Source organism: Streptomyces antnestii (assembly GCF_004005495.1).
Taxonomy (GTDB): Bacteria; Actinomycetota; Actinomycetes; order Streptomycetales; family Streptomycetaceae; genus Streptomyces; species Streptomyces antnestii.
The window spans coordinates 327,653-337,786 of sequence record NZ_RZYA01000006.1 but is presented as its reverse complement, the minus strand read 5'-3'; the positions used below and the strand labels follow the sequence as shown (position 1 = coordinate 337,786).

The 10,134-nt window shown below is 73.9% G+C and carries 5 protein-coding genes; all 5 read right to left on the bottom strand.

Annotation, left to right across the window (positions count from 1 at the left end; translation table 11 throughout):
* Positions 1-19: 19 nt before the first annotated feature.
* The 5 genes from EOT10_RS16080 to EOT10_RS16060 all read right to left on the bottom strand — a co-directional run bounded on the left by EOT10_RS16080 (position 20) and on the right by EOT10_RS16060 (position 9,985).
* Complete coding sequence (locus tag EOT10_RS16080; protein WP_127828873.1) at positions 20-2,221, bottom strand: bifunctional glycosyltransferase/CDP-glycerol:glycerophosphate glycerophosphotransferase; 2,202 nt, start codon at positions 2,219-2,221, stop codon at positions 20-22.
* Between the two features lie 148 nt (positions 2,222-2,369).
* The gene (locus EOT10_RS16075) at positions 2,370-3,251 is read right to left on the bottom strand and encodes a carbohydrate ABC transporter permease (RefSeq protein ID WP_127828872.1); all 882 of its coding nucleotides are present in this window, start codon (positions 3,249-3,251) and stop codon (positions 2,370-2,372) included.
* Positions 3,248-4,612 carry a carbohydrate ABC transporter permease gene (locus tag EOT10_RS16070; RefSeq protein WP_127828871.1) on the bottom strand — a complete coding sequence of 455 codons (1,365 nt, stop codon included), beginning with the start codon at positions 4,610-4,612 and terminating at the stop codon, positions 3,248-3,250. Before EOT10_RS16070 ends, EOT10_RS16075 begins: the two co-directional genes overlap by 4 nt.
* 9 nt (positions 4,613-4,621) lie before the next feature.
* The gene (locus EOT10_RS16065) at positions 4,622-5,995 is read right to left on the bottom strand and encodes an ABC transporter substrate-binding protein (RefSeq protein ID WP_127828870.1); all 1,374 of its coding nucleotides are present in this window, start codon (positions 5,993-5,995) and stop codon (positions 4,622-4,624) included.
* A 240-nt stretch (positions 5,996-6,235) separates the two neighbouring features.
* Complete coding sequence (locus EOT10_RS16060) at positions 6,236-9,985, bottom strand: FHA domain-containing protein (protein ID WP_127828869.1); 3,750 nt, start codon at positions 9,983-9,985, stop codon at positions 6,236-6,238.
* Positions 9,986-10,134 lie beyond the last annotated feature (149 nt).

The window sequence follows — 10,134 nt, the reverse complement described above, 5'->3', positions numbered from 1 at the left end:
GGCTTGGGCTCTGCCCGCCTCAGGCGCGCGGGCCCACCTGCTCCACCGCCAGGACCGGCTGCCGCTCCCGCAGCGGCACCACCGGCACGGACCGCGGCTCCTCGCCCAGCACGATGTGCCGCACGACCCGCTCGGCCGCCCGCCCGTCGTCGTACGGGCAGAACCGCTCGCGGAACGCGGCCCGCAGCTGCGCCGAGCGTGAGCCGCACCAGTGGCCCGTGGCGAAGATGTCGATCAGCTCGTCCTCGCTGCGCGCGACCGCGCCGGGCGGGGAGGCCCGCACGTCGAAGTACGTGCCGCGCGCCGCCTCGTACGCCTCCCAGTCGCCGGCGTGGATCACGATGGGCCGGTCCAGGTTGGCGTAGTCGAACATCAGGGACGAGTAGTCGGTGACGAGCGCGTCCGCCGCCAGGCACAGCGTCTCGACGCTCGGGTGGTCCGACACGTCGATGAGACGGGCGCCGCCGCTCGCGAGCGGCAGGCGGGCGCGCGTCAGGACGACGAAGTCCGGGCGCAGCTGGCGCAGCACCCGCTCCAGGTCGAGACAGGACCGCTGGGTGCGGCGGTAGTCACGGTGGGTGGGCGCGTACAGGATCGCCCGAGCGCCCTTCGGGATGCCGAGGGAGTCGCGGATCCGGGCCACGTCCCGCGAAGTCGCCCGGTGGAAGGCGTCGTTGCGCGGACACCCGTACTCCAGGGTCGTGTACGAGGACGGGAAGGCCCGCTCCCAGACGAGGGTGGAGTGCCGGTTGGCGGACAGGACGTAGTCCCAGGTGTCGACGTCGCGCAGCAGCCGGCCGAAGTCCTGGCCGCGGGCCGCCGCCGGGTGCTCCTGGAGGTCGAGGCCCGTCTTCTTCAGGGGCGTGCCGTGCCGGGTCTGGATCACGACCTGGCCGGGGCGCTTGACGAGGCGGTGGTCGAGAGCGGTGTTGCTGACGAGGTACTTGGAGCGGGCAAGCGCCGTCCAGTAGGCGGCGGTGCCGGGGCACAGCGCCTCGGTGCCGGGCGGCAGGATGGGGTGGTGCTCGGGGCGCGCGATCCACGCGGTGCCGATATGCGGCGCGTGCGTGCGGAACGCGGCTTCCAGGGCTCCCGGGTCACAGCCGTGGCCGCGCCCGCCGTGGCTGGAGAACACGGCCCGGTCCGCGCGCAGCGGGAGCCGCAGCTGCACGCGGTAGTGCGCCTGGAGGGCGGCATCCCCGAGCGCCCGCCGCAGCCGTCGCGCGAACCCCCGCACCCGCCGCGTCACCCGCATCGCGGCGGCCAGCGTGCGGTACGTGCGGTGCGCGCCGAGCCGCACCAGGCCGTGCCGGAGCCGGTCCCGGGCCGCGACCGGCGCGCCGGGCACGCGGTGGCGCCGGTAGTGCGCGCGGGCCCTGCGCAGGAACGCGGCCCTGCTGTCGCGCGGCAGCCGGTCGGGCCGGGTGAACACGGTGACGAGGTGCTCGACCATCTTCCGGAACACCAACGGCCGCCAGGCCTCGGAGAGTTCGGGGTGCTCGTCCAGGAACGCGAAGACCCGGTCGTACTGGTCGAAGATGTCGAAGTGGTCGCGGGACGTGGTGCCCAGGATGTTGCCCCGGCGGCGCTGGCGGTAGTGCAGGCAGACCCGGTCGAGGGTGGCGATCGTGCGCGCCGACATCAGGACCGGGTACGTCCAGGGGGTGTCCTCGTAGTAGCCGGGCGGGAAGGCGAAGCCCTGCTCCTCGACGAAGGCGCGCCGGTACGCCTTGTTCGACACGATCATGAGGAGTTGGAGGAGCTCCGGCCGCTCGGTGAGCGTGAACGGCGCCGGGCCGTCCTGCGTGAGGCGGTCCGCGTACTGGTTGCGCACGGCCTCGCCCGTCCAGTACGTGCGGGCGTAGTCGTAGACCAGGACGTCGGGGCCGCCCGTCTCGTCGATGCGCCGGGCGATCGCCTGGAGGGCGCCCGGGGTCAGGGTGTCGTCGCTGTCGAGGAAGAGGACGTAGTCGCCGGTGGCGTGTTCGAGGCCGGCGTTGCGGGCGCGGCCGAGTCCCACGTTCTCCGCGAGGCGCACCGGCCGCACCCGTTTGTCGCGTGCCGCGAACTCCTCGACGATCGCACCGCTCGCGTCCGGCGAGCAGTCGTCGACCGCGATCACCTCGAGGTCGGAGCACGACTGCTCCAGGACGGATTCGAGGCACGCGTGCAGATAGGCCTGCACCTTGTACACGGGGACGATGACACTGAAGCGGGGCAAGACGCATCCATGGGTCGGCACGGGCATACTGCCCGGCAACGGCCGATGGAGTGATCCGGTTACGCCGAATGTGGCATACGGGGGACCCTGCCCACCGAAGAGGGGCGAACCGTGACCGGTCCGCCCCTCAATTCGCCTGAGACAGCGGCTACTTCACCGCTCCTGCCATCACTCCGGACACGAACTGCCGCTGGAACGCGAAGAACACGGCCAGCGGGATCACCATCGAGATGAACGCGCCCGGCGCCAGGATCTCGATGTTGCCGCTGAACTGCCGTACCTGCTGCTGCAACGCGACCGTGAGCGGCTGCGAGCCCGAGTCCGAGAAGATCAGCGCGACCAGCATGTCGTTCCACACCCACAGGAACTGGAAGATGCCGAGCGACGCGATGGCCGGCCCGCCGAGCGGCAGCACCACCGTGGCGAAGAGCCGCGCCTCTCCCGCGCCGTCGAGCCGTGCCGCCTCCAGGAGTTCACGGGGGATCTCCGCGAAGAAGTTACGCAGCAGGAAGATCGCGAAGGGCAGCCCGAAGCCGACGTGGAACAGGACGACGCCGATGATGCTGCCGAAGATGCCGATCTTCCCGAAGAGTTCGGACAGCGGGATCAGCGCCACCTGCACCGGCACCACGAGCAGCCCGACGACCGCCATGAACCAGCCGTCGCGCCCCTTGAAGTCCATACAGGCGAAGGCGTATCCGGCCATCGACCCGATGATCACGACGAGCAGGGTCGCCGGGACCGTGATCCAGATCGTGTTGAACAGGGCGTGGGTGATCTCGTCCTTCTCCAGGAGCGCCTGGTAGCTCTTCGTCGTCAGCTGGGCCGGGGCGGTGAACACCTTCCACCAGCCCGACGCGGCGATGTCGGTGGGATCGCGGAACGAGGAGACCAGCAGGCCCAGCGTCGGCACCAGCCAGAACAGGCCCACCACCAGCAGGAAGACGCGCAGCGCCCCGCCCGCCGCGCCGCTCGCGAACCGGGCGGCGAGCGAACGCTTGGCGCGCACGGACGTGTCGAGTGCGGTCACCGCTGACGCTCCTTCCGCAGCCGGCGGATGTTGACCCACATCACCGGGAGGACGAGCAGCAGGAGCAGCACGCCGATCGCGCTGCCCGCGCCGAAGTTCCCCTGGCCGCCGAACGCGGACAGGAACAGCTGGAGCGCCAGGACGTTGGCGTCGTCCTGGGACGGCTGCGGGGCGATGATGTAGATCAGGTCGAAGATCTTCATCACGTTGATCATCAGCGTGACCAGGACGACCGTGAGGACCGGGGCGAGCAGCGGCACCGTGACCTTGCGGAACACCTGCCACTCGTTCGCTCCGTCGACCCGGGCCGCCTCCAGGAGGTTACGGTCGATGCCCGCGAGCCCGGCGGCGATGAGCACCATCGCGAACCCCGCCCACATCCACGCGTACGCGCCGATGACCGACGGTGTCACCAGGGCCGGGCCGAGCCAGTCGACGCCGTTGTAGGCCGTCGCGAAGTTCGAGCCGGGCAGGCGGAGTCGGGCCCCCTCTGCCGCCTTGGGCAGGGTGAAGGTGCCGTCGGCGCCGCTGGTGGCGGACGCGACGACCTTGCCGCCCCGCACCGCCTCCACCTTGACGCCCTTCAGCGCCTTCTCGCCCGCGTCGACGGCGCCCTTCCGGCCGCCCCCGCCGAGCTTGAAGTCCAGCCAGACGGTGCCGGTGATCTCGTTCCCCTTGATGGCGGCCGGCCTGGCGCTCTCCGGGCTGCTCGGCAGCTTGTTCGGCGCGATGCCGACCAGCGGCAGGAGTACCGGGGTGCCTGCCTGTGCGCTTTGTCCGGTCGTGAACGCGCCGCCGCCCGACGGTTTGAGGTCACCGCCGAGCGCGGGGCGCGCCTTCGGATAGACGGAGGCGTCGGTGAAGGTGTCGTGCACCGACGTGACGATCGCGTTCGCCGCACCCTGGTTCGGGTCCTGCTCGTACACCAGGCGGAAGATGATGCCCGCCGCCAGCATCGAGATCGCCATCGGCATGAAGACGATCAGCTTGAACGCCGTGCCCCAGCGCACCCGTTCGGTCAGCACGGCGAAGATCAGACCGAGGCCCGTGCACAGGGCCGGCGCCACGGCCACCCAGATCGCCGTGTTCCTGACCGCGATCAGCGTCTGGTGGTCGCGGAAGATGTCGGCGTAGTTGCCGAGGCCGACGAAGTCCGAGCCGCCGGCGTCGTAGAGGCTGCGCCAGACCGAGTACCCGATCGGGTAGACCACGAGCGCGCCGAGCAGGACGATCGCGGGCAGCAGAAACAGCGCCGCCACCCACGGCCGGGTCCCGATCACGCTCTTGCGCGGTGTCACGGACGGCGCCGACGGCACTGCGCCGGCGCCCCCCGCCGCCGCCTTCGCCACGGAGGACGGCATGGCGCGCCGTCAGCCCTTCCCGTACGCCTTGGCGGCGTCGGCCTCCAGGCGGCTCTGGGTGCCCGCGACGTCCTTCGGGTTCCGCAGGAAGTCCTGGAGCCCCTTCCACTCGCCGACGCCCTGCGTGCCGCCGAACGCCGCCGGCGCCTGGTCGGACATGTCGAAGCGGAAGTCGTCGCCCGCCGCGAGCAGCGCCTTCGCGATGTCCCGGGTCACGCCGTCCTTGTACTTCGCGGTGTCCATCTCCTTGTTCGGGGAGATGAAGCCGCCCTGCGCCGCCCAGATCTCGGCCGCGTCGGTCGAGGCGAGGAACGTGAGGAGCGCCTGGGCGCCCTTGCCGCCCTTGAGCGCCACGGCCACGTCGCCGCCGCTGACCACGGGGGCCTTGGCGCCGACCGCCGGGAACGGGAACACCTTGGCGTCCGTGCCGACCTTGGCCTTCGTGTCCGCGTTGATGTTGGCGGTCACGAAGTCGCCCTCGTAGACCATGGCCGCGGGGCTGCCACCGTTGAACGTCTGGGTGACGGACTTCGGGAACTCCGTCTGGAGGGCGCCCTTGCGGCCGCCGTCGATCAGACCGTCCTTGCCCCACAGCTTGCCGAGCGTGGTCAGCGCCTCCTTGACGGAGGGGTCCGTCCACTTGATCTTGTGGGCGGCCAGCTGGTCGTACTTCTCCGGGCCCGCCTGGGAGAGATAGACGTTCTCGAACCAGTCGGTGAGCGTCCAGCCGTCCGCGCCGCCGATCGAGACGGGCGGCGAGCCCGCGTCCGACAGGGTCTGCGCCGTGGACAGGAACTCGTCCCACGTCTTGGGGGTCTTGGTGATCCCGGCCGCGTCGAACGCCGCCGTGTTGTACCAGACCAGGGACTTGTTGGCGGCCTTCACATAGGCGCCGTACTGCTTGCCCTTGTACGCCCCGAGGCCCTTCCAGCCGGCCGAGAAGTTCTTGTCGACCTGGGCCTGCGCCTCGCTGCCGAGCGGCTTGATCCAGCCCTTGTCCGCGAACTGGTGCAGCACACCGACCTGCGGCAGGAACGCCACGTCCGGCGGCTTGCCGCCCTCGATCTTCGTACTGAGGAACGTGGCGGTGTTGTTGCCCGTCGGCACGAAGTTGACCTTGGCGCCGGTGCGCTTCTCGAACTCGGCGAGGACCTTGGTGAAGTTGTCCTGCTCCGGGCCCGTCCAGACGGCCGCGACCTCAAGGGTCTGGCCGGTGAGCTTGGGGAGCTTGACGGAGGCGCTGCCGCTTCCGCCGGTGCCGCCCTTGTCCTTGTTCCCGCTGCCGCCGCTCCCGCCGCCACACGCGGTCAGTGTCAGCGCGAGGGCACCCGCGGTCAGCGCCGCCGCCACCCCTGCTCGTCTGCCTGTACGAATGCTGCGCATAGCTGCCCCGTTCTCGTCCCGAACGCCGAACGTACGTAACTTCCGTCACCGCGCTGTCCGTTGGCGTCTGGTCTACGCCCGCCCCGCAGGGCAGGCAAGGGCGCCTGCGGCATCAGACCCTTGATCGTGACGGGGTCGTGATCTCGGCCTGGAACATGGGGAGTTGGGGAGTTGGGGAATTCGGGGCCAGGGGCTGGGGGATCACGCGTCCCGCGCTCTGTCGCACGCGGGGACGCGGGGTCACAGCAGGGACGGCACCTCGCGCGCCGACACGGACCGGGCGGCCCGCTCCAACGCGCTGGCCAGCAGGGCGAGATCGGTCGGCCCGTTCCCCAACTCCCTTACGGGGCGGCGGGTCGGCGGGTCGCCCATCCGCGTCCAGTCGAGCGGCACCACCGTGGGCCGCTGCGTGGCCGTACGGGGGATGCGGCCCGTGACCCGGCCCGTCTGGAAGGCCAGCTCGCGGCCGTCCGCGCCGGAGAGCCGGCCGCGCCCGGGTGCCGGTTCCTCGGGGCCGGCCGACGGGGCGTCGAGCACGACCCGCAGCGCCACGCCCCACGCGGGCTCCGAGCCGGACGCGCGGGCCGCGACCAGGTGCACCCCGAGCCGCTCGCCCTCCCGGACGACGGCTTCGAGGGCCCGCACGACCGAGCCCGCGGCGGGCCGCCCCGGCGAACCGAGAGGCGGCGAGAGCAGCGCGTCCAGGTCGTCCACCAGGACCACGAGCCGGGGCAGGGGCGGCGCGGCGTCCGTCTCCTTGCGGGCGGCCCCGGGCCGCAGCCGCATCGTGGAGCTGGGCGGGGTGTCCAGGTCCCCGGCACCCTGGTCGGAGGGGCGGACCGGCGCCGGGCGCTGGGCGACGAGCCGGCCCGACACCTCGCGCTGGGTGTGCCACTCGGCGAAGTGCTGCCGCCCGAGCAGCTCGGCGCGGCGCTTCAGCTCGGCGGCCAGCGACTGCGCGAACTCCCGCATGCGCACCGGGTCGTTGGCGGTCAGATGGGTGGTGACATGCGGCAGGTCCGTGCAGACGCGCAGCCCGTCACCCCGGTCGGATCCGCCGGTGCCGTCCCTGCCGTCGATCAGGACGAGCCCGAGCCGGTCGGGCCGCTCGGCCGCCGCGAGCGACGCGGCGGTCGAACGCAGCAACTCCGTACGGCCACTGCCCGCCGGGCCCTCGATCACGAGATGGGGGCCCTCGGCGGCCAGGTCCACGACGACCGGGCCGCGCGGCCCGGCGCCCAGCACGGCCCAGGCGCGCCCGCCCAGCGCCTCGGTGTCGTCCCCGGCGGCGGCCCAGCGGGCCATCAGGGACGCGGGCGTGGCCCTCGCCAGCCCCAACTCGTCGAGAAGTCTTGCCGTTTGGGGGAGGGGGGCGGACACGCGGGGATGCGGTTCGGCGGGGCCGGTGTCCGTGCGCAGCGGGGCGAGCGCCCGCGCGAAGCGCTCCGCCCAGGCCGCCGACACCGCGTCGATCGCGGCGACCGTGCCATGTCCGACGACCTGTCCGTGGGACGTCCGCATCAGCCGCAGCGCCGTCGCCACGTCGCCGCTGAGCAGCGCGACGGCGCCGCACGCCTTGAACGCGGGCGACACGGCACACGCCATCTCGTACGTCTGCGTGACCGGTGACGCGGGCGAGGACGCGGGGGCCTCGGCGAGACAGATGACATGGATCCCGGCCCGGCCCCCTTCCGTGGCGAGCCGCACGGTGGCCTCACGCAGCCCGGCGGCCCCCGGGTCCCCGTCGACGACGAGAACGGTCAGCGGGCCGCTCCAGCGGTGCGGGGTTTCCGGGGTTCCCGAGACCCCGGGCGCCCAGGCGTCACGGGGGGCGGGCGCCGAGCCATCGGTCCAGGGGGCGGAGGCTGAGTGGCCGGTCCCGGGAGTGGAGGCCGAGCGGCCGGTCGCCGAGGCGGGGTGCCCGGCGGAATGCTCCGCCGCACGCCCGTTCCGGTCCGCCGCGTACTCGTCGTACTCGTCCCGGTCCGCCGCGAACCGCGGGTCACGGTGGCTGTCCGGCCCCGGCCCGCCGGCCATCCGGGGGTCACGGTGGCTGTCCGGCCCGGTCCCGTCGGCCGCGAACCGCGGTGCGCTGTAGCCTTCCGGCCCCGGTCCACCGGCCACTCGGGGGTCACGGTGGCTGTCCGTCCCCGGTCCGCCGGCCACCCGCGGGTCACGGTGGCCGTCCAGCCCCGGCCCGCCGGCCGCGAACCGCGGGTCACCGTGGCCGTCCGGCCCCCGTCCGCCCGTCGCGCCCTCCACTCCTCCGCCGAGGCCGCCCCGCGAGGCGCCCTCGTGCCCGTACGGCCCCGCCGCGGGCATGCCGCCGCCACGCTCCCCGGCGTCGGCGGCCTCACCCGAACGGGACCTCGGCACCGTCGGCCCCGAGCGCTGTGCGCCCAAACCGGCCCCGGCCCCGGCCCCCGGCTGACCCGCCGCGCGGCCGGCCGCCGTCCCCGGGCCGCCCGGGCGGCGCGCCTCGTCCGCGATGTGGTCGTCCAGACGGCGCAGAAGCTCACCCGTACGGGCGAGGGCCTGCTCGCGGTCGTACGCCAGCAGGAGGCGGCAGTCCTGGCCGTGCGTGGGACGCAGATGGGGGAGCCAGCCGAGCCAGGACCAGTCCGCCGCGCGGTCCTGGACCGTGCGCGACCGGTCCGTGCTGACCAGCACGATCTCCAGCACGTCCGGCGAGTGCAGCGCCGCGAGCTGCGCGACGACGGAACGGGCCACGCCCGAGAGCCGCGCCCGCGGCCCCGCGAGCCCCAGCGCGCCGGCCTCCCGCAGCCCCACCGTCACGGGGACGCCGGGCAGCAGCCCCGTACGGTCCGGCGACGTCCGGTCGTCCGTGCCGAGCCGCACCGCAAGGGCTTCCGAGTGCCCGGGCCCGCGCTCCCAGAGCCGGAAACCAGGGCCGAGCGCGGTGAGCAGCAGCGCGGCCGGGTCGGGCCACGCGTCACGGGAGCCCGCGGGGGCGGCGGCGAAGGCCTCGCGCCCGTGCGGATCCGGCTCGCCGTGGTACCCGTCCGCCCGGTCCGCCCCGTCCGTGTCGTACGGGGAGTCGTACGGGGACACGTCGTCGTCGCCCGCGCGTCCGCCCGCCAGGCGCCGGGCCCAGGCGCCGAGCCCGCCGCGTCTGCGCTGCTCACGCGGCACGGGCGTGCCGCGCGCGGGGGTGACGGGGGTCGTGCCGGGGGAGCTCTCGACGGCGGGCGCGCCGCCCTGCAGGGGGACCACGGGGCCGGGTCCGGCGGCCATCGCGCCCGGGCCGTACGCGTGCCGGGTCTCGCCCGCGAGCGGGGGCCGCGCGGCGTGGCCTTCGGAGGCGTCCACGTCGGGGGCCGTCACGCGCACGTGGCCCTCGCCGTCCGGCGCCGTCCGCAGCGCCGTGCCGGGGGAGCCGGTCGCCCCCGCGGGGGCAAGCCGCAGCGTGGACTCGCCGAGCCGCAGCAGGGCGCCGGGGGCGAGCCGGGCGGGGCGGTCGCCGACGGGGCCGCCGTCCACCGTCGTCCCGTTCGTGGAGCCCAGGTCCGTGACCGTCACCCGGCCGTCCGTGTCGAGCGTCACGGCGCAGTGCATCCGCGACACGTCGGGGTCGTCGAGCGCGATGTCCGCGTCGGCCGAACGGCCCACCCGGATCTCGCCGCCGTGCAGCAGATGCACACCGCCCGCGTCGGGCCCCGCCACCACATGGAGCTGCGCCTCGGCGCTCTCCAGCTCGGGGCCGGGCTCGGCCGGGACACCCAGGGACAGCACGGTCCCGTCGATCAGGGGAGGCTCGCCCAGCGTGCAGCGCTGTCCGTCGAGCCTCTCGGGTCCCGCGTACAGGATCGCGGTCCCCTCACCGCCCGCGACGGCCGCCACCAGGCCGGGGGCCACCGCGGCGAGCGCGGTGCCCGCCGGGGCGGTGACCAGCACGTCGCGCGACGCCGCGCGGCCCTGCGGGTCGGGGCGCGTCCCCAGGGGGTCTACGACGGTCAGCCGGATCTGCATCGCGTCAGCGGTCCCTTCTGCGCGGGCGCCCGGGAAGGGGCTGCCCCGCGGTTCCCCCACCGCAGATCCCCCACCGCACAACGGGCACGTAGGCCAGTACGAGAGGCATCCTCGCACTTGCCACGGACAACACGCCCGGCGGCCACCCG